The sequence below is a fragment of the Amycolatopsis sp. NPDC049253 genome (genome assembly GCF_040678995.1).
GTDB lineage: Bacteria > Actinomycetota > Actinomycetes > Mycobacteriales > Pseudonocardiaceae > Amycolatopsis.
On record NZ_JBFAQX010000046.1, the window covers coordinates 18,862 to 43,836 of the forward strand.

At 71.2% G+C, this 24,975-nt stretch carries 27 protein-coding genes; 19 read left to right on the plus strand and 8 right to left on the minus strand.

Annotated elements, in window-relative coordinates:
* Positions 1 to 49: 49 nt before the first annotated feature.
* A complete protein-coding gene (locus AB0K15_RS45550) occupies positions 50 to 409 on the plus strand; it encodes a hypothetical protein (RefSeq protein WP_364066902.1) in 360 nt (119 codons plus the stop codon).
* Between the two features lie 87 nt (positions 410 to 496).
* On the opposite strand, the gene AB0K15_RS45555 is transcribed toward AB0K15_RS45550, so the two are convergent.
* Complete coding sequence (locus AB0K15_RS45555; RefSeq protein ID WP_364066904.1) at positions 497 to 1,036, minus strand: hypothetical protein; 540 nt, start codon at positions 1,034 to 1,036, stop codon at positions 497 to 499.
* Between the two features lie 96 nt (positions 1,037 to 1,132).
* On the opposite strand from AB0K15_RS45555, the gene AB0K15_RS45560 reads away from it, so the two are divergent.
* Positions 1,133 to 1,612, plus strand: coding sequence for a hypothetical protein (locus tag AB0K15_RS45560; protein ID WP_364066906.1), 480 nt, complete (start codon positions 1,133 to 1,135; stop codon positions 1,610 to 1,612).
* Between the two features lie 70 nt (positions 1,613 to 1,682).
* On the opposite strand, the gene AB0K15_RS45565 is transcribed toward AB0K15_RS45560, so the two are convergent.
* The 3 genes from AB0K15_RS45565 to AB0K15_RS45575 form a co-directional block, all read right to left on the minus strand.
* Positions 1,683 to 1,817 (minus strand): hypothetical protein, encoded by a 135-nt coding sequence (locus AB0K15_RS45565; RefSeq protein WP_364066908.1) that lies wholly within the window; start codon positions 1,815 to 1,817, stop codon positions 1,683 to 1,685.
* 193 nt (positions 1,818 to 2,010) lie between these two features.
* Positions 2,011 to 2,571, minus strand: a complete 561-nt coding sequence (locus tag AB0K15_RS45570) for a carboxymuconolactone decarboxylase family protein (protein ID WP_364066911.1) — start codon at positions 2,569 to 2,571, stop codon at positions 2,011 to 2,013.
* Positions 2,572 to 2,617: 46 nt separating this feature from the next.
* Positions 2,618 to 3,037 carry a GFA family protein gene (locus AB0K15_RS45575; RefSeq protein ID WP_364066913.1) on the minus strand — a complete coding sequence of 140 codons (420 nt, stop codon included), beginning with the start codon at positions 3,035 to 3,037 and terminating at the stop codon, positions 2,618 to 2,620.
* A gap of 308 nt (positions 3,038 to 3,345) precedes the next feature.
* Here AB0K15_RS45575 and AB0K15_RS45580 point away from each other — a divergent pair, with 308 nt between their 5' ends.
* From AB0K15_RS45580 to nadE, 3 genes are all read left to right on the plus strand, one after another.
* Entirely contained in the window at positions 3,346 to 4,248 is a 903-nt protein-coding gene (locus tag AB0K15_RS45580; protein WP_364066915.1) for a patatin-like phospholipase family protein, read from the plus strand.
* A gap of 41 nt (positions 4,249 to 4,289) precedes the next feature.
* Positions 4,290 to 4,850 carry a TetR family transcriptional regulator gene (locus AB0K15_RS45585; RefSeq protein WP_364066917.1) on the plus strand — a complete coding sequence of 187 codons (561 nt, stop codon included), beginning with the start codon at positions 4,290 to 4,292 and terminating at the stop codon, positions 4,848 to 4,850.
* 144 nt (positions 4,851 to 4,994) lie between these two features.
* Positions 4,995 to 5,837 (plus strand): ammonia-dependent NAD(+) synthetase, encoded by an 843-nt coding sequence (gene nadE / locus AB0K15_RS45590; RefSeq protein ID WP_364066919.1) that lies wholly within the window; start codon positions 4,995 to 4,997, stop codon positions 5,835 to 5,837.
* A gap of 38 nt (positions 5,838 to 5,875) precedes the next feature.
* Here the strand turns inward: nadE and AB0K15_RS45595 are convergent, their stop codons facing one another.
* Together AB0K15_RS45595 and AB0K15_RS45600 are read right to left on the minus strand one after the other, a co-directional pair.
* Complete coding sequence (locus AB0K15_RS45595) at positions 5,876 to 6,730, minus strand: transporter substrate-binding domain-containing protein (RefSeq protein WP_364066921.1); 855 nt, start codon at positions 6,728 to 6,730, stop codon at positions 5,876 to 5,878.
* Between the two features lie 8 nt (positions 6,731 to 6,738).
* Positions 6,739 to 7,575 (minus strand): transporter substrate-binding domain-containing protein, encoded by an 837-nt coding sequence (locus AB0K15_RS45600; protein ID WP_364066924.1) that lies wholly within the window; start codon positions 7,573 to 7,575, stop codon positions 6,739 to 6,741.
* Positions 7,576 to 7,691: 116 nt separating this feature from the next.
* Between AB0K15_RS45600 and AB0K15_RS45605 the strand changes: the two genes are divergently transcribed.
* Positions 7,692 to 8,429, plus strand: coding sequence for an SDR family oxidoreductase (locus AB0K15_RS45605; RefSeq protein WP_364066926.1), 738 nt, complete (start codon positions 7,692 to 7,694; stop codon positions 8,427 to 8,429).
* 51 nt (positions 8,430 to 8,480) lie between these two features.
* Here the strand turns inward: AB0K15_RS45605 and AB0K15_RS45610 are convergent, their stop codons facing one another.
* Positions 8,481 to 9,482: a LacI family DNA-binding transcriptional regulator gene (locus tag AB0K15_RS45610; RefSeq protein WP_364066953.1), complete on the minus strand. Its 1,002-nt coding sequence runs from the start codon at positions 9,480 to 9,482 to the stop codon at positions 8,481 to 8,483.
* Positions 9,483 to 9,695: 213 nt separating this feature from the next.
* Between AB0K15_RS45610 and AB0K15_RS45615 the strand changes: the two genes are divergently transcribed.
* The 13 genes from AB0K15_RS45615 to AB0K15_RS45675 all read left to right on the plus strand — a co-directional run bounded on the left by AB0K15_RS45615 (position 9,696) and on the right by AB0K15_RS45675 (position 24,563).
* Entirely contained in the window at positions 9,696 to 11,213 is a 1,518-nt protein-coding gene (locus AB0K15_RS45615) for a sugar ABC transporter ATP-binding protein (RefSeq protein ID WP_364066928.1), read from the plus strand.
* 70 nt (positions 11,214 to 11,283) lie between these two features.
* Positions 11,284 to 12,327, plus strand: coding sequence for an ABC transporter permease (locus AB0K15_RS45620; RefSeq protein WP_364066930.1), 1,044 nt, complete (start codon positions 11,284 to 11,286; stop codon positions 12,325 to 12,327).
* Positions 12,320 to 13,372 (plus strand): ABC transporter permease, encoded by a 1,053-nt coding sequence (locus AB0K15_RS45625; RefSeq protein ID WP_364066933.1) that lies wholly within the window; start codon positions 12,320 to 12,322, stop codon positions 13,370 to 13,372. The genes AB0K15_RS45620 and AB0K15_RS45625 overlap by 8 nt, the downstream gene beginning before the upstream one ends.
* Before the next feature lie 18 nt (positions 13,373 to 13,390).
* Positions 13,391 to 14,464 carry a rhamnose ABC transporter substrate-binding protein gene (rhaS, locus tag AB0K15_RS45630; RefSeq protein ID WP_364066936.1) on the plus strand — a complete coding sequence of 358 codons (1,074 nt, stop codon included), beginning with the start codon at positions 13,391 to 13,393 and terminating at the stop codon, positions 14,462 to 14,464.
* 65 nt (positions 14,465 to 14,529) lie between these two features.
* The gene (locus tag AB0K15_RS45635) at positions 14,530 to 14,868 is read left to right on the plus strand and encodes an L-rhamnose mutarotase (protein ID WP_364066938.1); all 339 of its coding nucleotides are present in this window, start codon (positions 14,530 to 14,532) and stop codon (positions 14,866 to 14,868) included.
* Positions 14,869 to 14,879: 11 nt separating this feature from the next.
* Positions 14,880 to 16,055 carry an L-rhamnose isomerase gene (gene rhaI / locus AB0K15_RS45640; protein ID WP_364066955.1) on the plus strand — a complete coding sequence of 392 codons (1,176 nt, stop codon included), beginning with the start codon at positions 14,880 to 14,882 and terminating at the stop codon, positions 16,053 to 16,055.
* Between the two features lie 3 nt (positions 16,056 to 16,058).
* Positions 16,059 to 18,101: a bifunctional aldolase/short-chain dehydrogenase gene (locus AB0K15_RS45645; protein WP_364066940.1), complete on the plus strand. Its 2,043-nt coding sequence runs from the start codon at positions 16,059 to 16,061 to the stop codon at positions 18,099 to 18,101.
* Between the two features lie 12 nt (positions 18,102 to 18,113).
* The gene (locus tag AB0K15_RS45650; protein WP_364066942.1) at positions 18,114 to 19,565 is read left to right on the plus strand and encodes an L-fucose/L-arabinose isomerase family protein; all 1,452 of its coding nucleotides are present in this window, start codon (positions 18,114 to 18,116) and stop codon (positions 19,563 to 19,565) included.
* A gap of 14 nt (positions 19,566 to 19,579) precedes the next feature.
* Positions 19,580 to 21,040, plus strand: a complete 1,461-nt coding sequence (locus AB0K15_RS45655) for a rhamnulokinase family protein (RefSeq protein WP_364066959.1) — start codon at positions 19,580 to 19,582, stop codon at positions 21,038 to 21,040.
* Positions 21,037 to 21,762, plus strand: a complete 726-nt coding sequence (locus tag AB0K15_RS45660) for a (Fe-S)-binding protein (RefSeq protein ID WP_364066944.1) — start codon at positions 21,037 to 21,039, stop codon at positions 21,760 to 21,762. Before AB0K15_RS45655 ends, AB0K15_RS45660 begins: the two co-directional genes overlap by 4 nt.
* 17 nt (positions 21,763 to 21,779) lie before the next feature.
* Positions 21,780 to 23,231 (plus strand): lactate utilization protein B, encoded by a 1,452-nt coding sequence (locus AB0K15_RS45665; protein ID WP_364066962.1) that lies wholly within the window; start codon positions 21,780 to 21,782, stop codon positions 23,229 to 23,231.
* A complete protein-coding gene (locus AB0K15_RS45670; RefSeq protein WP_364066946.1) occupies positions 23,228 to 23,809 on the plus strand; it encodes an LUD domain-containing protein in 582 nt (193 codons plus the stop codon). Before AB0K15_RS45665 ends, AB0K15_RS45670 begins: the two co-directional genes overlap by 4 nt.
* Positions 23,810 to 23,909: 100 nt before the next feature.
* On the plus strand, positions 23,910 to 24,563 hold the full coding sequence (locus AB0K15_RS45675; protein ID WP_364066948.1) for a response regulator transcription factor: 654 nt from the start codon (positions 23,910 to 23,912) through the stop codon (positions 24,561 to 24,563).
* Here the strand turns inward: AB0K15_RS45675 and AB0K15_RS45680 are convergent.
* Positions 24,560 to 24,975 (minus strand): integrase core domain-containing protein (locus tag AB0K15_RS45680; protein ID WP_364066951.1); only part of this gene is annotated, 416 nt, incomplete at its 5' end. The genes AB0K15_RS45675 and AB0K15_RS45680 overlap by 4 nt on opposite strands.

A 24,975-nucleotide genomic window follows, 5' to 3' on the forward strand; every position in this document is an offset into this window, starting at 1 on the left:
GCCGGTCCGTAGCGGGTAGCGTGGCCGTCCGTTTTCCGACGCCCGGGCGATGACCGAAGGAATCGTCTACCGGTATCCCGCCGGACTGGTCGACTGGGCGGTGTCGGTGGACTTCACGATCGCTCGGGCGCATCAGCACGCCACCACCATCACCGTCCGACAGCGGGCTGGGTGGAATTACACGGATCTGCTCAATGAGCCGCCTGACCAGGCGATCGGCCGCTCCCGCGGCGGCTGGAGCACCAAAGTGCACCACCTCGTCGACGGGAATGGCCGACCGCTGGTCGCGCTGGTCGGCCCTGGACAGGCCGGCAACGCACCGACGTTCCCTCACCTGATGCGGCACCTGGCGATCCGTCGAACCGGGCGCGGTCGGGCACGCACCCGGCGGTCCTCCTGCGCGCCGTGATCACCTGGACCAAGGCAGTCTCAGACAAGGCCTAGGGCATGGTTCACGTCGTCGGACCGTTCGCGGTCTCCACGAGCATTCGATGGGCTATCCCTCAATTGTCAGCTGCGCCGGGCCTGCGATTTGAAGCTTCTGTTGGACAACGACGTGGTCGAGCTGTGCCGCCAGGCGCGGGATCGTCGTTGATGCCAGGTAGGTCTCGGCGCCCGCGTCGATCATGCGGCGGATCGGCCCCTCATAGCGGATGCCCAATTCCGGGTCCTCGATCTCGGCGACGACGACACGCGCCTCCGGGTACGTCTCGTGCAAGGCGCCGATCAGCTGCGGGCTCACCGGCGGCACCAGCACCACATCCGCCGTCTTCGGTGCGGAGTGCAAGTCCAGCACAATGTAGTCCGACCCCAGCTGCTCGGACAGCGCCGCACGGGCCGCGCGGGACAGCTTCATCGTCGTGGCCACGACCGTCACGTTGTCGTAGACGTCCCGCGTGCCGGGATCGACGTCGGACGCGGTCCTCGTTACGGTCGCGATCGGTTCGCTGTCCCTCGTGATCACGAGGTCCTCGCCGCCGATGATGAGGTCAGCGACGTCCTGAGGCAACTGCCGCACATCGATACGGGTCGTCATGACACTCGATCATGTCACAATTTGCGGTGCAGTAACTCGGCCGGCGAATCACCGACGCCGTCAACGCCCACACACGCGGAATGCTGCAGCGATACGATGTCGGTCCTGACACCACCGCAGCGCAGGCTCAACGGCGGCGACCGCCAAGCCAACTCCGCCCTCTACACGATCGTCATGGCGCGACTTCGCTGGGATCCGCGCGCACGCGAGCAGCGGTGTCTCCGAACGCGCGGCGCGGCAATCGCCGAGGGCTCTGCAGTCTCCGCTGTGACCACGAAACTGTCTCACGGGGCGTCGGGCGCGCTGCGGCGTTTCGCGGGCTGGGTCGCGCGCGGCTCGGTCGGGCATCCGCTTCTCGACGAAATCGACTACGGGGACGAGCTGCGCGACTCCCCGAGCCAGATGGAGGCACTGTTCGCAATCTTCGCCAACGTCTTGGAACTCGACGATCAGGGCGAACCCGTGAACGAACCGCATGCCGAGCGGCGAGCCGCGGTGTGGATCTACCGGTACTGCACCGGGAACATGCCGCCGGGCGAACCGGAATTCGAAGGCTGGGAAGTCGAACTCCACTGACGGCTTCGGCTTGGCACGGCGGGTGGCCAAGGCGCGCCCCTGCTCGATCGGGTCGAAGGACCCGGCAGGGTCACTGCGGGGGCGGGATGTGGCGCGCGAAGGGGTCGTCGTCGTGGGTGTCGAGCCAGGTGCCGGCGAGGCGGAGCAGCAGGGCCACCAGCGTGAACCCGCCGATCGCGACCAGGGTGAACGTCAGGTCGGTCATCTGCTCAGCGTGCGGCGGCGTGGCGGGTCCGGCCGTGCGCCCCGACGGAACCTTGACGCCCGCGGACCGCTCGTTGACGACGTTTTGCCGCCGTCGGTCCGATTCGGGTGACGGCAGACCGAGGCGGGCCGGTCGCGTTCGGCCGTGAGGCCGGCCGATCGCGGCGTCGAACCGGCCCGGGGTCGCCGATTCCTCACTCCGGCCGCTCGACGCCGAAGACGTGCAGCTGCATCGCGACGAGCTGGTAGTAACCGACCACAGTGGACAGTTCGAACAGCTTCGCCGCGCCGAGGTCCGAGACGGCGTCGGCGTATTCCTCGTCGGTGAGCCTGCCGTGGTCGACGAGCCGGCGGGCGGTCCTCGCGACCGCTGCCTCTTCGGGATCGGCGAGGTCCGGCTCCCGGCGCTCGCGCAGCGCGGTGATCTCCTCGTCGGTCAGCCCGACCTGCCGGCCGACGTGCTCGTGGGCGAACTGCTCGTACCCGCTCTCCCGCGAAGCGGCCACCGTCAGGATGGCCAGCTCCCGGGCCCGGTCGGACAGTTCACCGCCGTGGCGCAGCGCCGCGCCGAGCCGCTGCAGCGCGTCGCCGACCGGCGGGTTGAGCAGCATGGCGTTGAACGGCCCCGCGAGCGTCCCGTCGGGGTCCACGATGCCGAACGGGTTCCGCGCGCGCGGCCCGGTCGTGATGGAGTCGTAGAGGCTGCGCTGCTCGTCGGTCATCGCGGCGGGGGAGATGCGGGGAATCCGGCTCATGGCGGGAATCCTAGGGAAACGCGGTCCGCTGCGCCTTGCTCGCGAGCTACCGTGCGTCGCCGTCGAAGCGCGCGCGACCGGGGTGCGGCGCGAGCCAGTCCTGCGCCCGGCGCCACCACACGTCGGCGAAGGGTTCGAGGCCTGTGCGGTCGTCGAGGGTGCCGCCCTTGACGATGAGGGTTTCGGGGCGTTCGCGGAGGACCGTGAAGATCGGGGTGCCGCAGTCGCCGCAGAACAGGCGGTCGCGCAGGTGGCCGTTCTCGGTCCCGGTGGTGTGGTGGACCTTGGGTGTGCCCTCGATCCCCACCGCGTCGCGCGCCACCAGGACGTTCTCCGAGAACGCCGATCCCGTGTGGCGCTGGCAGTCGTCACAGTGGCACAGGACGACACCGTCGGGCCGGGCGTCGAACCGGTAGCTGATGGCGCCGCAGAGGCAGTGGCCCGTTCGGACGACGGGGTCGGTCATGGCGAGATCTCCTTCTCCCGGTGGGGCAGCCGCGGTGGGAGTCGCGCGTGGACGGTCCCGGCCGGCCGCAACCCGAGTATCGCGACGGACGAAGGTCCGGACCCGCCCCTGCCGAACGGCCGATGGCAGGAGTACGACCGCCGGGGACAGGCTCGCGCCGGCGCGGTCGGAGTGGGGGTCGAAGCCCATGCCATCAGTAGTAGACATCAGACGTAGACATCAGGCGTAGACTATCGGGTGACGGTACCCCGAAGCCCGAAAACGGGTGTTTCGTACGCCGTTTCGGCAACCGCGAAGGAGAACGTGCCATGCCCGAATCCCGGGAGCTGCGTCCGCTGACCGCGCTCGTCCTCGGCGGCGGTGGTCCGGTCGGCGCCGCGTGGACCTCGGCCCTGGTGCACCGGCTGGAGACCGTGGGCGTGCCGCTGTCCGAGTCCGGGGTGGTGGTGGGCACGTCGGCCGGGTCGATCGTCGGCGCGTGGCTCACGATGGAGCCCGCCGGGCTGCCGACGGTGCCGGCGAAGATGCGGGAGCGCGCGGCCTGGCACGCGCGGAACGTCACCGCAGGGCGCGGGGACCGGACGCTTTTGCGGAGCCTGGCCCAGGACACCGCGGACGGACCCGAGCGGGCTCGGCGGGTCGGCCGGGCCGCGATCGCCGCGGTGCCTCCGATTTCGGAGGCGCAGGCCGGCGAGCTGTGGTCCTGGGCGTTGCCGGCCGGGGAGTGGCCGCGCCGGCTCCGGATCACCGCGGTGAGCACGGACACCGGCCTCGCCCGCGGGTGGTCGCCGGCCGACGGGATCTCCGTCGCGGTCGCGGTGGCCTGTTCGTCGGCGGCGCCGGGCGTCGCGCCGCCGGTGAGCGCGGCCGGCTCGACCTGGGTCGACGGGGGAGTTCGCTCGGGTACCAACGCCGACCTGGCCCTCGATCCGCAGTGGCACGGCGGCGGTGCCGTCGAGCCGGGCCGGGTGCTCGTGGTGGCGCCGATGCCGTCCGCGGATCTCGCGCGGGAGGAGGCTTTCCTCACCGAACGCGGTCACCGCGTGCGGGTGATCACGGCGGACCCGTTCTACGACCAGCCCCACGACCTGCTGGACGCGGGGTTCATCGACCTCGGCGCCGAGGCGGGCGCGCGCCAGGCGGACGGCCTGGCCGACGACCTGGTGCAGTGGTGGAACGAACCGATCCGGCCCGCGGCGAGCCTCGGCTAAGGTCCACGAGAACGATCACCCCAGCCGCGAAGGATCCCCGGATGCCCGAAGCTTCGTCTCCCCGTCGCCGTGACGCGGCGGCGAGCCGTGACCGGCTGCTGGCCGCCGCCGGCGAGCTCTTCGCCGATCGCGGCTACGACCAGACGACGGCCCGGGACATCGGCGAACGCGCCGGCGTCGACCCGACGATGATCGCGCGCTACTTCGGCGGCAAGGCTCAGCTGTTCATCGCAGTGCTGCGCGCCGAGGGCGAACCGGGCGAGCGGCTTCCCGACGTCCTGGAACCGGCCCGGCTGAAGGGGCTGATCGAGCGCACCGGCACGCGCGGGCCGGGCCCGATCCTGCAGGCTGCGATCCGGCCGTACGACAACCCCGAAGCCCAGGAAGCCGCGCTCGCCGAACTGGACCACCGCGTCCTCACCCCGCTGCGCGAGCGGTTCGTGCGCGAGGGTGTGGCGAACCCCGAGCTGCGCGCCGAAGTGCTGTCGGCCGCCTTGATCGGCGTGATCCTCGGCCGGCGCGCGGGCACGTTGGAGCATCTGGCGGGCGCCGGCACCGCCGAACTGCTGACCCTGCTGCAGGAGATCCTCGGCAGTGAGTGAGACCGCGCCGGCGTCCTGAGAGGACAGTGCCCGAGCGCTCGGGTCCGGCATCCGGCACCGTGCGCCGAGGCCGCGGTCGAGGCCGGCGGCGTCACCCCTTCCTCGGTGGTCGGCCGGGCACGAGGCGCCAGTAAAGTACGGCGAATGGAGAACCTACGGCAGCAGATTCTCGCCGAGCTCGGCGTCAAACCGGTCATCACGCCGAAAGCCGAGATCCGGCAACGGGTCGACTTCCTCAAGGACTACCTGCGCTCGACGCCGGCCAAGGGCTTCGTGCTCGGCATCAGCGGCGGCCAGGACAGCTCGCTGACCGGCCGGCTGTGCCAGCTCGCCGCCGAGGAGCTGCGCGCGGAGGGGCACGAGACCACGTTCGTCGCGGTTCGGCTGCCCTACGGCGTGCAGGCCGACGAAGAGGACGCACAGATCGCGCTGGAGTTCATCAAGCCGGACCATTCGGTCACGGTGAACGTCAAGCCCGGTGCGGACGCCGTCGCGACGGAGTCGGCGCTCGGGATCAGCGAGCTGCTGGGTGAGGCCCCCGGCCTGCGCGACTTCGTGCGCGGCAACATCAAGGCCCGCGAGCGCATGGTGATCCAGTACTCGATCGCCGGGCAGCTGAACCTGCTGGTCGTGGGTACCGACCACGCGGCGGAGGCCGTGACCGGCTTCTTCACCAAGTACGGCGACGGCGGTGTCGACATCACGCCCCTGACCGGGCTGACCAAGCGCCAGGGCGCCGCGCTGCTGCAGGAGCTGGGCGCGCCGCCGAGCGTCTGGCAGAAGGTGCCGACCGCCGACCTCGAAGACGACCGGCCCGCCCTGCCCGACGAGGTGGCCCTGGGCCTCAAGTACGCCGAGCTCGACGACTACCTCGAAGGCCTCGCCGTGAGCCCGGAGGTCGCGGAGAAGGTGGAGTCGATCTTCCTGAAGACGCGCCACAAGCGCACCGTGCCGGTCAGCCCGCTCGAGGACTGGTGGCGGAGCTGACCCGACGGTGGCCGGGTCCGCGGACCCGGCCACCTCGGTCACTTGGCCGCGGGATCCTTGCGGACCTGTGCCTGCAGTGAAGGCCAGTACTGGAACAGCGAGCTCGGGTACTCCTGCCCGGGGAAGTACTGGTGGTACAGCTTGAGGAACGTGCCGTCGTCCACCACGGCGGCGAGCTGCTTGTCGTAGTCGGCCAGGAACTTGTCGAGTCCTTTTCGGACGGCCATCGCCTCGGGCAGCGGGTTCTGCACCGAGACGCCCACCTTCAGCCGGCCGGGGTGCTGGGCGAAAACCGTGATGGCCTGCACCGAGCTGACCACGAAGCCGTCGAGGTTGCCGTTGAGGAGCTGGTCGATGCCGGTGGCGTTGGTCTGGACGCTGACGACACTGGCCTGCGGCAACGTCTTCGCGGCGAAATCGGCCTGCGCGCTGCCGATGCCGACGCCCACGCGTTTGCCGTTCAGGTCGGCGACGGTCTTCGCCGGCGAGTCGGAACGGACCAGCACGTCGTTGGCGTCGACGTAGAACGGCGTGGTGAAGGCGACGTTGCGCTTGCGTTCCTCGGACATGGTGAGGTCGGCGATCATCATGTCGTACTGCCCGGCGGTGACCAGCGGCAGACCCGCGCCGACGGTCGAGAGCTTGTAGGTGATCTTGAGGCCCATGCGCTTCGCGATGACGTCGTTGAGGTCGATCAGCATCCCGGCCGGCTTGCCGCCGGCGTCGGGTGACACGAACGGCGCGTCGCCCTGCGGCACGCCGGCGGTGATGGTGCCGGGTACCGCGAGGCCGTAGGGGTCCGTGCTCGCGGAGCCGCCACCGCCGCAGGCGGAAACGGTCAGCAGCCCGGCTGCCGCGAGCGCGGTGAAGGCGGTCCGGAGTCGTCGGCGCATTTCTCGCCTCATCTGCCCTTCTGGATCTGGTCCCGGAGCTGGGGCCAATAGGTGAACATCTGCGACGGATAGGGCTCGCCGGGGAAGTACTTGTCGTACAGGCGAAGGAACGTGCCGTCGTCCATCGTGGTCTCGAGCTGGTCGCCGTAGGCCTTCTCGAACGCGGTGAGTTTGCGGTTGACCGGCATCGCCGACGCCTGCTCGTGCGGTGCGGCGTAGGCGATCTTGACGCGGTCCGGGTTCTCCTGCAGCACGGTGGGGACCTCGGTGGAGGCCAGCACCATCGCGTCGAGGTTGCCGTTGAGCAGCTGGGTGACGCCCGCGCTGTTGGTGGGCTGCGAGATGAGGGCGGCGCCGGGGATCTTCGCGGTGACGAAGTCGGCCTGCGCGCTGCCCAGCCCCGCGCCGACGCGTCGGCCGGCGAGGTCTCCCGCCGCCTTCACCGCCGAGTCCGTGCGGACCACGACGTCGTCGGAGGCCAGGTAGAACGGCTTGGTGAAGTCGACGCTCTTCTTGCGCTCGGCGGTCGGCAGCATGCCGATCGCGAGCATGTCGAGCTGCCCCGCCGTGATCAGCGGCAATCCGGCGCTGACGGTGGTCATCCGGTAGGTGATCTTGAGGCCCATGCGCCGGGCGATCACGTCGTTGAGGTCGACCAGCAGGCCCACCGGCTTGCCCGTCGCGTCGGGGGAGACGAACGGCGCGTCGCCGGCCGTGACGCCGGCGGTGATGGTGCCGGGCTCGGCCAGCCCGTAGCCGTCCGGTTGGCCGCCCGACCCGCACGCGGCGAGCGAGACGGCGGCGGTGGTCGCGATCAGGATCCGCCGGATCCGCAGAGCTGCCATAGCTCCCTCCAGGCACCGGCTCGCGGGCGCGGGCTCGGTGGTCTGGTATTTCTTAGGCTCATAAGACCAGGTTGTCAACTGCCGGGTTCGTGCTCGCGTCTGGTAGACGTCGTGGCATGACAGACCTCATCGACCTGGCGGGCAAAACGGTCATCGTCACCGGTGCCTCCTCGGGAATCGGCGCGTCGACCGCCCGTCGCCTCCACGAGGCGGGCGCCCGTCCCGTGCTCGCGGCCCGGCGCGCCGACCGGCTCGCCACGCTCGGCGACGAACTCGGCGGCGCCCTCGCCGTCCCCACCGACGTGACCGACCCCGCGCAGGTGGCCGCCCTCGTCGCGGCCACTCTCGAGCGCCACGGCCGCATCGACGGCCTGGTCAACAACGCCGGTGCCGGCCTCCACGGCCCCCTCGACCAGGTCGACCCCGCCGCCTTCGGTGCGACGCTGCAGCTCAACGTCGTCGGCCTGCTCGCCGTGACGCAGGCCGTCCTGCCCGCCATGCGGCAGCAGGGTTTCGGCCGCATCGTCAACATCAGCTCCGGCACGACCCGCCGCGTCGCGGTAGGCGTGGGTGCCTACGCTGCGAGCAAGTCGGCCGTGAACATGCTCAGCGCGGTGCTCACGCGGGAACTCGCGGCCGACGGCATCGCCGTGTCGCTCCTGCTGCCGTCCATCACCGCGACGGAGTTCGCGGACGGCCGCTTCACTCTCGGGGCGTCCCCGATCCCGGGGATGGTGGTCCAGAGTCCGGAGTACGTGGCCGGGGTGGTCCTGCGGCTGCTGCGGACGGGGGAGGAGTCGTTCGACATCCCGCACGGGGTGGAGCAGCCGGAGATCACGCGCGTGCCGGAATGATCCCGAAGCAGATCCACTGTGGATGATCGGTGGCGGCCATCCACAGTGGACCTACCTGGCCCGCAGAGTGGACGCCCGCACGACCAGTTCCGGAAGATACGTCACCTGCTGGTGCACGTGCCCGGGGTCCGACGTCTCCTGGATGAGCAGCTCCGCGGCCGTGCGGCCGAGGCGGTGGCGGGGCTGGCGGACGGACGTGAGGGGCACGGTGGCGGCCGCGGCGAAGTCGATGTCGTCGTAGCCCACGATGGCGAGGTCGGCCGGGACGGAGATGCCCAGTGCGGCACAGCTGCGCAGGAGGCCAAGGGCGAGCAGGTCGTTGGCGCAGAACGCGGCGGTCGGGCGGGTGGCCGACGGCAGGCCGGCCAGGCGTTGGCCCGCGTTGCTGCCGTCCTCGACGGTGAGCTGCGGGGTGGCGAGGTCGACCAGGTGGTCGGGGCCCAGGCCGGCCGCGAGCAAGGCCCGCAGCGCGCCCTCCCGGCGGTCGCGGACCTGGCCGAGGGTGAGCGGGCCGCCGACGAAGGCAAGGCGGGTGTGGCCCTGGTCGAGGAGGTGGCGGGCGGCGAGCTCGCCGCCGCGGACGTCGTCGACGGCGACCGAGCAGTGGTCGGTGCCGGGGCGTTTGCGGTCGACGATGACGACCGGCGTGCCGCGGCGGGCGAGCTCGGCGAGGGCGGGGGAGTCCGGGTCGACCGGGGTGATGAGGACGCCCTGCACGCGTTGCTGTTCGAGGCGGCGGAGGTAGGCGGCCTCCCGTTCGGCGAGGTTCGCGCTGTTGCACACGAACAGTGACAGGTCGTCCTCGGCGGCCGCGTCCTCCATGCCCGCGGCGACGTCGGTGAAGAACGGGTTGCGCCCGTCGAGCATCACGTAGGCGAGCACGCTGCTGTGGCCGGCTCTCAGCTGGCGCGCGGACTCGTTGCGGACGAAGCCCAGCGCCGCCATCGCGGCCTCCACTTTGGCCCGCGTCTTCGGGCTCACGCGCTCGGGCCGGTTGAGCACGTTGGACACCGTGCCGAGCGAGACGCCGGCGGCCGCGGCCACGTCCTTGATCCCCGCCGCGCGGGGTGCGGGGGCCGCGACCTCGCTCGAGTCTTCCACCGCCACCCCACCCTGTGTTGAAACGTGACAATCACGGGACGCTGCCTGAAAAACCGCGACTACGTTGAGATATGCGCAGGCCGGGTTTTTCGTTGACTTCCCGTTCCGGCACATAGTAGCGTCACCGCGCCAGGTTTGTGAAACCTTTCAATCCCGGAGGTCGCGATGACGCGGCAGGAGCGCGACCGAGTGCCCTTGCTCGAGGTCCGTGGGGTCACGAAGTCGTTCGGCGCGGTCGCGGCGGTCGCGGGCGTTTCCTTCCCCCTCTACGCCGGCGAGGCCCACGCGCTGGTCGGCGAGAACGGCGCGGGCAAGTCCACGATCGTCAAGATGCTGGCGGGTGTGCACCGCCCCGACCAGGGTGAGCTGCTGCTGGACGGCCGGGAAGCCGAGTTCTCCTCACCCGCCGACGCGAAAGCCGCCGGCATCGCCGTGATCTACCAGGAGCCGACCTTGTTCCCGGACCTCACGGTCGCCGAGAACATCGTGATGGGCCGCCACCCGCGGGGCCGGCTGGGGATGATCGACCGCTCGGCGATCCGCGCCGAGGCCGAGCGGCTCTTCGCCCGCCTCGGCGTGCGCATCGACCCGAACCGCCCGGCGCGCGGGCTCTCGATCGCCGACCAGCAGATCGTGGAGATCGCCAAGGCGCTCAGTGCCGACGCGCGGGTGCTGGTGATGGACGAGCCGACGGCGGCGCTGAGCCTGGTCGAGGTCGAGCGCCTGTTCTCCGTGGCCCGGGCGCTGCGTGACGAGGGCGCGGCGATCATGTTCATCTCGCACCGCTTCGAAGAGATCGTCGACCTGTGCCAGCGCGTGACGATCATGCGCGACGGCCGGCACGTCTCCACCGACGCGGTGGAAGACGTGACCGTGGACGAGATGGTGCGCCGCATGGTCGGGCGCGACCTCGACGCGCTGTTCCCCAAGCAGGACGTGGAACCCGGCGCCGTGGTGCTCGAAGTGGACGGTCTGACGCGCGAGGGCGTGTTCCGCGACGTGTCGTTCTCCGTGCGGGCGGGCGAGATCGTCGCGTTCGCCGGGCTCGTCGGATCCGGCCGGTCCGAAGTGGTCCAGGCGGTGTTCGGAGTGGACGAACGCGACGCCGGAGTCGTGCGGCTCAACGGGAAGAAGCTCAAGCCCCACTCACCGCGCGCGTCGATGGCGGCGGGCATGGCGCTGGTGCCGGAGGATCGTCGGCAGCAAGGCCTGGTCATGGACCTGTCGATCGAGCGCAACGTGACGCTGCCGCGAGCGCGGGCGCTGTCGAAACTCGGCCTGCTGCTGGGCCCGGGTGAGCGCCGGGAAGCGGTGCGCTGGACCGAACGGCTGCGCACCAAGTACGGCCGTCTAGGCGACGCGGTGGGCACGCTCTCGGGCGGCAACCAGCAGAAGGTGGTGCTGGCCAAGTGGCTCGCGATGGCGCCGCGCGTGCTGATCGTGGACGAGCCGACGCGCGGCATCGACGTCGGCACGAAGGCCGAGGTGCACCGGCTGATGTCGTCGCTGGCGGCCGAGGGGGTCGCGGTGGTGATGGTGTCGTCGGAGCTGCCGGAGGTGCTGGGCATGGCCGACCGGGTGCTGGTGATGCGCGAAGGCCGGATCGTGGCGGAGATCCCGCGCGCCGAGGCGGACGAGAACTCGGTGATGTTCGCGGCGATGGGACAGGGGGCGGTGGCATGAGGACTGCTCGCACGTATGCCGTGAAAACCACGACACCCGCCGACGTCCGACCGTCCGAAAAGGAGGCCGCGTGAACGCGACCAAGGTGGCGGCCCCGCCACCCCGCCAGGCGAGCCCGGGGGAGCGGCGATCGGTGTTCGGAGCCGTGTTCAAGGCCCGCGAATCGGGCATCGTGCTGGCGCTGATCGTGCTCGTGGTGTTCACCGCGACGCAGAACTCCCGGTTCCTGTCGGGGCAGAGCATCCGCGACATCCTGCTCGGCACGGCGATCCTCGCGGTGCTGGCCGTCGGGCAGGCCGTCGTGATGATCACCCGCAACATCGACCTGTCCGTGGGGTCGGTGCTCGGCCTGTCCGCCTTCGCCGTCGGCACGATGCTGCGCGACAACCCCGGGCTGCCGGTGATCGTGGCGCTGCTCGCCGGCCTGGTCGTCGGCGCCGCGTGCGGCCTGATCAACGGCGCGGTCGTGCGGTTCGGCCGCGTCCCGGCTCTGGTCGTCACCCTCGGCACCCTGTACGCGTTCCGCGGCGCCGTCTACTTCTGGGCCGGCGGGCAGCAGATCAACGCCGACAAGCTCCCGCGCTCGTTCCTCGACTTCGGCGACGCATCGGTGCTCGGCATCCCGTGGCTGGTGCTGATCGCGGTGCTCGTGATGGTGATCGCCGGGGTGGTCCTGCGCAACTACCGCGGCGGACGCGAGCTGTACGCCATGGGCTCGAGCCCGCAGGCCGCGCAGCTCGCGGGCATCAAGGTCGGCCGCAACACCACCATCGCGTTCCTCGTCAGCGGAGCCCTGGCCGGCCTCGCCGGGGTGTTGTTCGCGGCCCGGTTCGGCACGGTCGACGCCGCGGCCGGCACGGGGTACGAGCTCAACGTCGTGGCCGCCGCGGTCGTCGGCGGGGTCGCGGTGTTCGGCGGCAGCGGTTCGGTGTGGGGCGCGAGCCTCGGCGCGCTCCTGCTGACGGTGATCGGCAGCGCGCTGGCCGTGCTGGACATCGACCAGTTCTGGCAGCAGGCGATCGTCGGCGCCCTGATCCTGCTGGCCATCGGCGCCGACCGGCTGGTCGCGGTGCGCGTCGCCAAGGCACTGAAGAAGAGGGACTCCCATGTCTGACCCCACCATCAGGACGGACACAGCCCGGCGGCCCGCCTGGCTGGCGCGGCTCGCGAGCTGGGACGTCGCCGTGATCGCGATCGCGATCGTGGTCCTGCTCGTCGCGTCGGGCACCATCGACAACTTCGGCACCGGCCGCAACTACACGTTCCTGTTGCTGGACCTGCTGCCGATCGCGTTGATGGCGCTGCCGATGACGTTCATCATCGTCACCGGCGAGATCGACCTGTCGGTGGCGAGCACGCTCGGGCTCACGTCCGCCGTGATGGGTTCGCTGTGGAACTCCGGGCTGACGATCGAGTCGATCATTCCGCTGTGCATCGTGCTGGGCGCGCTCCTCGGCGCGGTCAACGGATTCTTCGTCACGGTCCTGAAGCTGCCGTCGCTGGCCGTCACCATCGGCACGATGGCGCTCTACCGCGGCCTCGCGTTCGTGGTGCTCGGCGACAGCGCGGTGGCCGACTTCCCGCAGTCCTACACCGCGTGGGTCACCGGGACGCTCGGCGGCGGCCCGATCCCGAACGTGCTGGTGCCGCTGGTGATCCTCGCGATCGTCTTCGGTGTCGTCCTGCACGCCACCCCGATCGGCCGCGGCGTGTTCGCGGCCGGCGCCAGCGACACCGCGGCCCGGTTCGCCGGCATCCGCACCGGGCGCACGAAGTTCTGGCTCTACGTCGTCAGCGGCGCGGTCGCCGGGCTGGCCGGGGTGCTGTGGACGCTGCGCTACTCCAGCGCCCGGGCCGACAACGGGTTCGGCCTGGAGCTTGCGGTGGTGGCCGCCGTGCTGCTGGGTGGTGTGTCGATCTTCGGCGGCAAGGGCACGCTGCCCGGCGTGCTGGGCGGGGTGGTGCTGCTTTCGGCGCTGCAGAACGCGTTGCGGCTGCAGGACGTGTCGAACGAGGCGCTCAACATCGTGACCGGCGTGCTGCTGATCATCTCCGTGCTGCTGCCCAACATCCTGTCCTCCGCCCGTGCCGCGCTGCAGCGGCGCAGACGGCGATCCCCGTCCCCGAAAGCCGGAGCTCTCGCCGGCGCCGAGCAGTAACCCAGAAAGGTGACGAAGATGTCCCGACGAATCCTGACCGGCGTCGTGTCGCTGGCGAGTGCGGCAGGCCTGGTCCTGAGCCTCACCGCGTGCGGAGGCACCACGAAGAACGACAGCACGGGGTCCGGCCCGGCCGCGTCCACGGCGTCCGCGGACCCGAACGCGGCCAGCAAGCAGGGCGTGAAGATGGCGTTCCTGCCCAAGCAGCTCAACAACCCCTACAGCGACATCGAGGTCGGCGGCGGCAAGGCCGCGCTGGACGAGCTCAAGGGTGAGTACAAGCTCGTCGGCCCGAACGACGCCAGCGCGTCCTCGCAGGTCAGCTACATCAACACGCTGATCCAGCAGCAGCAGGACGTGATCGGCATCGCCGCCAACGACCCGAACGCGGTGTGCCCGTCGCTCAACCAGGCCCGCAGCGCGGGCATCAAGGTCGTGGCGTTCGACTCCGACGCGGCGAAGAGCTGCCGCGACGTGTTCATCAACCAGGCCAGCACCCAGGGCATCGGCGAGCAGCTCGCGAAGATGGCGAACGAGCTGGCCGGCGGTGAGGGCGAGATCGCGATCCTGTCGGCGACGCCCAACGCGACCAACCAGAACGCGTGGATCGCGGTACTGCAGAACGAGCTCAAGAAGCCCGAGTACTCGAAGCTGAAGCTGGACAAGATCGCCTACGGCAACGACGACGACCAGAAGTCGTTCCAGGAGGCCCAGGGCCTGCTGCAGTCGTTCCCGAACCTGAAGGTGATCGTGTCGCCGACCACCGTCGGCATCGCGGCCGCGGCGCGGTACGTGAGCTCGTCGAGCTACAAGGGCAAGGTCGCGATCACCGGGCTGGGCACGCCGAACCAGATGCGCGCGTTCGTGAAGGACGGCACGGTCAAGGAGTTCGCGCTGTGGAACCCGGCCGACATCGGCTACCTGGCCGCCTACGCGGGCGTGGCGCTGAGCTCGGGGCAGATCACCGGCGCGCAGGGCCAGAAGTTCAAGGCCGGCAAGCTCGGTGAGTACACGATCGGCGCGGACGGCGAGATCGTGCTCGGCCCGCCGACGGTGTTCAACGCCGACAACATCGACAAGTTCAACTTCTGAGGTGGTGTTCCGGCCGGGCCGACCCGGCCCGGCCGGAACCCCCGAGTCCACTGAGGACGGAGACCGTGGCGCGATACTGCTTTCAGCTCCAGATCCGGCCCGAGCGGATGGCCGAGTACGCCGAGCGCCACCGCGCCGTGTGGCCGGAGATGCGGGCAGCCCTGCGGGAGACCGGCTGGCGCAACTACTCGCTCTTCCTGCGTGAGGACGGGCTGCTGATCGGGCACGTCGAGGCCGACGACCTCGCCGCGGCGCAGGCCGCGATGGCCGAGACCGAGGTGAACGCCCGGTGGCAGGCCGAGATGGCGCAGTTCTTCACCGGCCTCGACGGCCGCGGGCCCGACGAGGGGTTCGCCCTGCTCACCGAGGTTTTTCATCTGGACGACGAGCGCGCGAGCGCGTGACGGGGAAAGACGTGATCGACTTGCCCGACCTGACAGCCGTGAAATCCGCTTTGCGGGCGCAGCGGATCGAGACCCCTTCGTGGGCGTTCGCCAACTCCGGCACCCGGTTCAAGGTCTTCACCCAGGCCGGGGTTCCCCGCACGCCCGAGGAGAAGATCGCCGACGCGGCGACCGTGCACCGCTTCACCGGCGCGGCTCCCAGCGTCGCGTTGCACATCCCGTGGGACCGGGTGAACGACTTCGCCGCGCTGCGTTCCTACGCCGAGGACCTCGGCGTGGGGATCGGCGCGATCAACACCAACGTGTTCCAGGACAACGACTACAAGCTCGGCTCGGTCACCAACCCCGACCCCGGCATCCGGCGCAAGGCGACCGACCACCTGCTCGAGGCGATCTCGATCATGGACGCCACGGGCTCGCGGGACCTGAAGCTGTGGTTCTCCGACGGCCTCAACTACCCGGGCCAGGACGATCTGCGCGACCGCCAGGACCGGCTCGCGGCCGCGTTGCGCGAGGCGTACGACCGGCTGGGCGAGGGCCAGCGGATGCTGCTGGAGTACAAGTTCTTCGAGCCCGCGTTCTACGCCACCGACGTGCCCGACTGGGGCACCTCGTACGCGCACTGCATGGAGCTGGGCGAGAAGGCGACGGTGTGCATCGACACCGGGCACCACGCGCCGGGGACGAACATCGAGTTCATCGTCGCGTTCCTGCTGCGGGCGGGAAAGCTGGGGGCGTTCGACTTCAACTCGCGCTTCTACGCCGACGACGACCTGATGGCCGGCGCCGCGGATCCGTTCCAGCTGTTCCGGATCATGTCCGAGATCGTGCGCGGTGACGCGCTGGATCCGGCCTACGGCATCAACTTCATGCTGGATCAGTGCCACAACATCGAGGCGAAGATCCCCGCGATCATCCGCTCGGTGATGAACGTGCAGGAAGCCACGGCCAAGGCGCTGCTGGTGGACCGGCCCGCCCTGCGCGCGGCTCAGCAGTCGGGTGACGTGCTCGGCGCCAACGCCGTGCTGATGGACGCCTACAACACCGACGTGCGGCCACTGCTGGCCGAGATCCGCGAAGACGCCGGGCTGGACCCGGACCCGGTCGCGGCCTACCACCGCAGCGGGTACCAGGAAAAGATCATTGCTGAACGAGCCGACGGCCGGCAGGCCGGTTGGGGAGCCTGAGCTGTGCCGAACGAAACGACTGTCGCGGCTGATCTGATCGCCCGCAGCAACGCGCTGGGCGCCGATCCGCGGAACACGAACTACGCCGGCGGCAACACCTCCGCGAAGGGCGAGGTGCTCGACCCGGTCACCGCCAAGCCCGTCGAACTGTTGTGGGTCAAGGGCTCCGGCGGTGACCTGGGCACGCTGACCGAGGCGGGGCTGGCGGTGCTGCGGCTGGACCGGCTGCGCGCGCTCGTGGACGTCTACCCGGGCGTGGAGCGTGAAGACGAGATGGTGGCCGCGTTCGACTACTGCCTGCACGGGCGGGGTGGGGCGGCGCCGTCGATCGACACCGCGATGCACGGTCTCGTCGAGGCGGCGCACGTGGATCACCTGCACCCGGACTCGGGCATCGCCCTGGCCACGGCGGCCGACGGCGCCGCGCTGACCAAGGAGTGCTTCGGCGACCGCGTGGCGTGGGTGGACTGGCGCCGGCCCGGGTTCCAGCTGGGCCTGGACATCGCGGCGGTGAAGGCGGCGAACCCGCAGGCGATCGGCGTGATCCTCGGCGGGCACGGGATCACCGCGTGGGGCGCGACGTCGGAGGAGTGCCGGCGCAACTCGCTGGAGATCATCCGCACCGCGGAGAAGTTCCTCGCCGAACGCGGGAAAACCGAGCCGTTCGGCAGTGTCGTCCCCGGTTTCGAGGGGTTGCCGGAGGATGAGCGCCGCGCGCGGGCCGCGGCGCTGGCGCCGCTGATCCGTGGGCTCGCGTCCACGGATCAGCGTCACGTCGGCCACTACACCGACGCCGAGGTGGTGCTGGAGTTTCTCTCGCGGGAGAAGCTCGGGCGGCTCGCCGCGCTGGGCACGTCGTGCCCGGACCACTTCCTGCGGACCAAGGTGCGGCCGCTGGTGGTCGACCTGCCCGCGACCGCGCCGCTGGAAGATGTGGTCGCGCGCTTGAAGGAGCTGCACGCCGAGTACCGCGAGTCCTATCGCGCCTACTACGAGCGGTACGCCACGCCCGACAGCCCGGCGATGCGCGGTGCCGACCCGGCGATCGTGCTGGTGCCGGGTGTCGGCATGTTCTCCTTCGGCAAGGACAAGCAGACCGCGCGGGTGGCGGGGGAGTTCTACGTCAACGCGATCAACGTGATGCGTGGCGCGGAAGCAGTGTCGACGTACGCGCCGATCGCCGAGAGCGAGAAGTTCCGCATCGAGTACTGGGCGCTGGAGGAGGCCAAACTCAAGCGCCTGCCGAAGCCCAAGCCACTGGCCGGGCGGATCGCGCTCGTCACCGGCGCGGGCTCGGGCATCGGCCGGGCCATCGCCGAACGGCTCGCCGCCGAGGGCGCGTGCGTGGCCATCGCGGATCTCGACGCCGAGACGGCCGAGCAGGTCGCGAACGGCATCGGCGGTGCGGACAAGGCCATCGCCGTGACGGCGGACGTGACCGACGCGGCGGGCGTCGCGGCGGCGGTCGACGCGACCGTGCTGGCGTTCGGCGGGCTCGACCTGGTCGTGAACAACGCCGGGCTCTCGATCTCCAAACCGCTGCTGGAGACCACCGAACGGGACTGGGACCTGCAGCACGACGTGATGGCCAAGGGCTCGTTCCTGGTTTCACAGGCCGCGGCGAAGGCGATGATCGCCCAGGGTTTGGGCGGGGACGTCGTGTACATCTCGTCGAAGAACGCGGTGTTCGCGGGCCCGAACAACGTCGCCTACGGCGCGGCGAAAGCCGACCAGGCCCACCAGGTCCGGTTGCTCGCGGCCGAGCTCGGCGAGCACGGCATCCGCGTGAACGGCATCAACCCCGACGGCGTCGTCCGCGGCTCCGGCATCTTCGCCGGCGGCTGGGGCGCGCAGCGCGCCGCGGTCTACGGGGTGCCGGAGGAGAAGCTCGGCGAGTTCTACGCCCAGCGCACGATCCTCAAGCGCGAGGTGCTGCCCGCGCACGTCGCCGCCGCGGTGTTCGCGCTGACCGGCGGCGACCTCACCCACACCACGGGCCTGCACATCCCGGTCGACGCCGGGGTCGCCGCGGCCTTCCTCCGCTAGGGAGCAGACCTCATGACCGACACGCTCGCGCGCCCCGTCCCGTCCGGCCTGGAGCGCATCACCCCGCGCCGCACCCGCGTCGGCCTCGTCGCCGGCGGGCTCGGCGCGTACTGGCCGCAGTTCCCCGACCTGCTGCCGCAGCTGCAGGCCTCGGCGCGCCGGGTCGCGGAACGGCTGTCGGGAATGGACTGCGAAGTCGTCGACGCCGGGTTCATCTCGGACGCGGCCGATGGCGCGGCCGCCGCCGAGAAGCTGCGGGTGGCCGACTGCGACCTGATCATCGGCTTCCTGACCACCTACCTGACGTCGAGCATGCTGGTGCCGATCGCGCAGCGCTCGGGCTCGCCGGTGCTGCTGCTGAACCTGCAGCCCACCGAGGCGATGGACCACGCGTCGTTCGGCACGGGCGCGTGGCTGGCCTACTGCGGGGCCTGTCCGCTGCCGGAGATGGCCAACGCGTTCCGCCGCGTCGGCGTCGAGTTCCGGTCGGTGTCCGGGTACCTGGACGACGAGCGGGCCTGGGTGAAGATCGCGCGGTGGATCAAGGCGGCCGGCGTGCGCGCGGCGTTCCGGCACGGGCGCCACGGCCTGCTCGGGCACCTGTACCCGGGCATGATGGACGTGGCCACCGACCCGACGCTGGTGTCGGCGCAGCTCGGCGGGCACGTCGAGATCCTCGAGATCGACGACCTGCGCGTGCGCGTGGAGCAGGTCACCGAAGCCGAGACGGCGGCCCGGATGGCGCTCGCGCGCGAAGTGTTCACTGTGGACGATTCGGTCGTCGACGAGGACTTCGCCTGGGGCGCCAAGGTTTCGGTGGCGCTGGACCGCCTGGTCGGGGACTTCGGGCTGGACTCGCTCGCGTACTACCACCGCGGGCTCGACGGCGAGACCCACGAGCGCGTCGGGGCCGGGTTCATCCTCGGCGCTTCACTGCTCACCGCCCGCGGAGTGCCCACGGTCGGCGAGTACGAGCTGCGCGCGTCGCTGGCGATGTTGCTGCTGGACCGGCTCGGTGCCGGCGGTTCGTTCACCGAGCTGCAGGCGCTGAACTTCCGCGACAACGTCGTGGAGATGGGCCACGACGGCCCGGCGCACCTGGCGATCAGCGCGCGCAAGCCGCTGCTGCGCGGGCTCGGGGTCTACCACGGCAAGCGGGGCTGGGGGGTGTCCGTCGAGTTCGACGTACAGCACGGCCCGGTGACGCTCTGCGGTCTCGGTCAGCTGCGCGACGGCAGGTTCGTGCTCGTCGCGTCGGAAGGCGAGGTCGTGCCCGGGCCGTTGTTGCAGATCGGGAACACGACCTCGCGGGTGGACTTCGGCTGCGACCCCGGCGAGTGGACCGACACGTGGTCGGCCACCGGGGTGAACCACCACTGGGCGCTGGGGACCGGCCACCGCGTCGCCGAGCTGAAGGCGGTGGCGGACCTGCTGGGACTCGAGCTGACCGTGGTTTCCGGCTGATGGGTGTCGAGGTGATGCGCCTCGCCGCCGTCGACCTCGGTGCCAGCAGCGGCCGGGTGATGGCCGGGACGGTCGGGCGCGGGCGGCTCGGACTGGAAGAAGTGCGGCGCTTCCCGAACGGCGGCGTCCGGGTCGCCGGCGCCACCGGCTCCACGCTGCACTGGGACGTGCTCGGGCTGTACCGCGAACTGCTGGCCGGGCTCGGCGACGCCGGGGAGGTGGCGGGTGTCGGCATCGACTCGTGGGCCGTCGACTACGGCCTGCTCGACGCCGACGGCCGGCTGCTCGGAAACCCCGTGCACTACCGCGACTCCCGCACCGACGGCATGGCGGAGTTCGTCCACCGGACGATTCCCCCGTCGGAGCTGTTCGCCGTCACTGGGTTGCAGGAGCTGCCGTTCAACACGCTCTACCAGCTGGTTGCCGAAGGGGACCGGCTGGCGGCGGCCGAGAAGATGCTGCTGATCCCGGACCTGCTCGGCTACTGGCTCACCGGGAGCGTCGGGGCGGAGCGCACCAACGCGTCGACCACGCAGCTCTACGACGTGCGCGAACGGACCTGGGCGCGCGACCTCGCCGAGCGGGCCGGCATTCCGGCGCGGCTGCTGCCCCCGCTGCGCGAGCCGGGCGAGCGGGTCGGGACGCTGCTGCCGGAGCTGGCCGAGGAGCTCGGGAAGCCGGAACTGCCGGTCGTCGCCGTCGGATCGCACGACACGGCGTCGGCGGTCGTGGCGGTGCCCGCCGAGCCCGGCACGAACTTCGCCTACATCTCCTCCGGCACGTGGTCGCTGGTCGGGCTCGAGCTCGACGAACCGCGGCTCGGCGCCGCGGCGTTGGCGGCCAACTTCACCAACGAGACCGGCGTCGACGGCAAGATCCGCTTCCTGCGCAACGTGATGGGCCTGTGGGTGCTCACCGAGACCCTGCGGACCTGGGCCGCGCACGGTGCGCCCGCGGACCTGGCCACGGTGCTCGCGGAGGCGGCCGCCGCACCCGGGCTGGCCGCGGTGGTGGACCTCGACGCCCCCGAGTTCCTGCCGCCCGGGGACATGCCCGCCCGCATCGCCGCCGCCTGCCGTGGCAGCGGGCAGCGGCCGCCGGAAAGCCGGGGCGAGCTCGTGCGGTGCATTGTGGACAGTCTCGCGCTCGCCTACCGCCGCGCGGTGCGCCACGCCGCGGAGGTCACGGGCCGGCCGGTCGACGTCGTGCACGTCGTCGGCGGTGGCGCCCGCAACGAGCTGCTATGCCGCCTGACGGCCGACGCGTGCGGCGTGCCGGTGCTGGCCGGGCCGGTGGAGGCGGCGGCGCTGGGCAACGTGCTCGTGCAGGCGCGGGCCCTCGGTGCTGACCTGCCGGACCTCGCGGCCATGCGTAGGCTGATCCGCGAAACCCAGCCGCTGCGGCGTTACGCGCCGGGCGGCGGGAACTGGGCTGCCGCCGAGGCGCGGCTGAGCGGGGCGGGGGTGGTGGCGTGAAGGTCGCCGTGCTCGTGACGTGCATCAACGACACGATGTTCCCCGACACCGGCAAGGCGGTGTTCCGGCTGCTGCGGCGCCTCGGCGTGGACGCGGACTTCCCCGAGGCGCAGACCTGCTGCGGCCAGCCGATGGTCAACACCGGCTACCTCGACGAGGCGGTGCCCGTGGTGCGCGCCTTCACCGACGCGTTCGCCGGCTACGACTGCATCGTCACGCCGTCCGGATCGTGCGCGGGTTCGGCGCGCCACCAGCACTCGCTCGTCGCGCGCCGCGCCGGTGAGCGGCGGCTGGCGGAGACCGGGCCGAAGGTCTTCGAGCTCAGCGAGTTCCTGGTCGACGTGCTGGGCGTGACCGACGTCGGCGCCTACTTCCCGCACCGCGTGACGTATCACCCGACGTGTCACTCGCTGCGCATGCTGGGCGTCGGCGACAAGCCGCTGCGGCTGCTGCGCAACGTGCGCGGGCTCGACCTGGTCGAGCTCCCCGCCGCGCAGGAGTGCTGCGGGTTCGGCGGGACGTTCGCGGTGAAGAACGCCGAGACGTCCACGGCGATGGGCGCGGACAAGGCCCGTCACGTGCGCGAGACGGGGGCGGAGGTGCTGGTGGCGAGCGACAACTCGTGCCTGCTGCACATCGGCGGCCTGCTCTCGCGCGAGCGCTCCGGCGTGCGCGTGCTGCATTTGGCCGACGTACTGGCCTCGACCGAGGAGGACGCGTGACCGCGACGTTCGTCGGCATGCCCGCGTTTACGGCGGCCGCGCGGGAGGCGCTGGCCGACAGCCAGCTGCGCCGCAACCTCGCCCACGCCACCGCCACGATCCGCGCCAAGCGCGCGGCCGTGGTCGGCGAGGTGGACGAATGGGAGGAGCTGCGGCTGGCGGGCGCCGCGATCAAGGACACCACGCTGCGGCACCTCGACGAGCACCTGCTGACGCTGGAAGCGGCGCTGCAGTCCCGCGGCGTGACCGTGCACTGGGCGCGGGACGCGGCCGAAGCGTGCGCCATCGTCGCGCGGATCGCCCACGGTCACGGCGTCGGCGAGGTCGTGAAGGTCAAGTCGATGGCGACGCAGGAGATCGGGCTCAACGAGGCGCTGGCCGCCGAGGGCATCACCGCGTGGGAGACGGATCTGGCGGAGCTGATCGTGCAGCTGGGCGACGACCTGCCCAGCCACATCCTCGTGCCCGCCATCCACCGCAACCGCGCGGAGATCCGCGAGATCTTCCGCCGCCGGATGGCCGCCGCGGGCCGGCCCGCGCCCGAGGACCTGACCGACGAACCGGCCGAGCTCGCGGGCGCCGCTCGGTTGCACCTGCGCGAGAAGTTCCTGCGCGCGAAGATGGCCGTCTCCGGCGCGAACTTCGCGGTCGCCGACAGCGGGACGCTGGTCGTGGTCGAGTCCGAGGGCAACGGCCGCATGTGCCTGACCCTGCCCGAGGTCCTGGTTTCCGTGGTCGGCATCGAGAAGGTCGTGCCCACCTGGGCCGATCTGGACGTGTTCCTGCAGCTGCTGCCGCGGTCCAGCACCGGCGAGCGGATGAACCCCTACACCTCCACGTGGTCGGGGATCACGCCCGGCGACGGGCCGCAGGAAATGCACGTGGTCCTGCTCGACAACGGCCGCACCCGCGCGCTGGCCGACGAGGTCGGCCGGCAGGCGCTGCGGTGCATCCGCTGCTCGGCGTGCCTGAACGTGTGCCCGGTCTACGAGCGCACCGGCGGCCACGCCTACGGCTCGGTGTATCCGGGCCCGATCGGCGCGATCCTCAACCCGCTGCTCAAGGGCGTCGGCGTGGACGAGCAGACCGACTCGCTGCCGTATGCCTCCAGCCTCTGCGGCGCCTGCTTCGAAGCGTGCCCGGTCCGCATCGACATCCCCGAGGTGCTGGTTCACCTGCGCGCCCAGGTCGTGGACGCGCACCGCGGCGGGACCCCGAAACCCGAAGCGGTGGCGATGAAATCCGCGGCCTGGGTGCTGTCCGACGCGCGGCGGCTCACCCTCGCCGAACGCGGGATGGGCGCGGCGGGCAAGGCACTGAACCGCTTCGGCCGCGCAGTGCTGCCCGGCGGGCGCCGGGCGTTGCGCCGGCTGCCCTGGCCCGCCTCACTGTGGACCGGCGCTCGCGACCTGCCCGCGCCACCGCCGGAGTCCTTCCGTGCCTGGTGGCGCCGGACGGGCCGCCGATGAGCGCGCGCGACGAGATCCTCGCGGCCGTCCGTGGCGCCCTGCGCGACGCCGACCGCGCCGAGGCGCCTGCACCGAGGGGCTACCGCGACGTCCCACCGCCCGCGGACGTGGTCTCGCTGTTCGCCGAACGCGTGGTCGACTACCGCGCCACCCTCAGCCGCTGCACGCCGGCCGGGCTGGCGGACACCGTCCGCGCCGCGCTGGGGCCGGCTGAAAACATCCTGGTTCCCGAGGGCTTCCCGGTCGACCTCGGCGGGGCGGCCGACGCCGACGACCTCGACTCGTGCGACGCCGTGGTCACCACCGCGGCGGTCGGGATCGCGCGCACCGGCACGCTCGTGCTCGACCACGGCCCGGGCCAGGGCGCTCGCTCGCTCAGCCTGGTTCCCGACGTGCACGTGTGTGTCGTCCGCGAGGACCAGATCGTGCCCGGCGTGCCCGAGGCCGTCGTGCTGCTGGACCCGGACCGGCCGCAGACGTGGATCAGCGGTCCCAGCGCCACCAGCGACATCGAGCTGAACCGCGTCGAGGGCGTGCACGGGCCGCGGACCCTGCACGTGGTGCTCGTCGGTTCGTGACACGCCGCGCGAGTTGGTGACGGCTGAGGCACTATGGCACGATTTGTCCACCTGACTACCGCGGCATCCGGGCAGCACCGCGGCGAAAGCGGTGGTGGCGATGACGGTGCCACGAGTGATCCTGGCCGAGGACGACGTACTGCTGCGCGAGGGTCTGGCCAGCCTGCTCGATCGCTCGGGGTTCGCCGTGGCCGGGCAGGCCGGAGACGCGAACGCGCTGCTCGACCTCGTGCGGGAGCACCGGCCCGACCTGGTCCTGGTCGACGTGCGGATGCCCCCGACCCACACCGTCGAGGGGCTCGAGGCCGCGCGGACCATCCGTGAGGAGCTCCCCGAGATCGGCATCCTGGTGCTCTCGGCCCACGCCGACGTCGATCACGCGATGGAGCTGCTGGCCGGCGGCCGCGGCATCGGGTACCTGCTCAAGAGCCGGGTCGCCGACGTGGGGGAGTTCCTCGACACGCTCCGGCGGATCGCCAAGGGCGGCTCGGTCGTGGAGCCGGCGTTGGTGCAGGAGCTCGTCGAGGCCCGCCACCGCAACGACCCGCTGGCCGCGCTGAGCGCCCGGGAACGCGAGGTGCTGGGCCTGATGGCCGAGGGCCGCTCCAACGCCGGGATCGCGCGCCGGCTGTGGGTGACGGAAGGGACCGTGGAAAAGCACGTTCGCAGCGTGCTGGCGAAGCTGGACCTGCCGGAGACGACGGACGACCACCGCCGGGTGCTCGCGGTGCTGGCCTACCTCGACAACCGCTAGTTGTAGTGCCCTGTGAGGTTGTTGACCCGGGTGATGGGTGGGTGGCCGTTGAGGGCGGTGTGGGCGCGGTGGTGGTTGTAGTGGTGCAGGAATCCGGGCAGTGTTTCGGCTCGGTGGTGTGAGCTGGTGAAGGGTTGGGAGTAGGCCCATTCTTCGGCGAGGGTGCGGTTGAAGCGTTCTGCTTTCCCGTTGGTTTGCGGCCGGTAGGGGCGGGTGGGCCGTTGTGTCGCGCCGAGGCCGGTGACCGCGTCGCGGAAGACCGTCGAGCGGCGGTAGGCCATGGCGTTGTCGGTCATCACGCGTTCGATCCGGTCGAGGCCCAGCTCGGCCAGGGCGGTGGCGGCGCGGCGCAAGAACTCGGCGCAGGTGGCGGCGGTTTCGTCGGGGTGGATTTCGGCGTAGGCGATGCGGG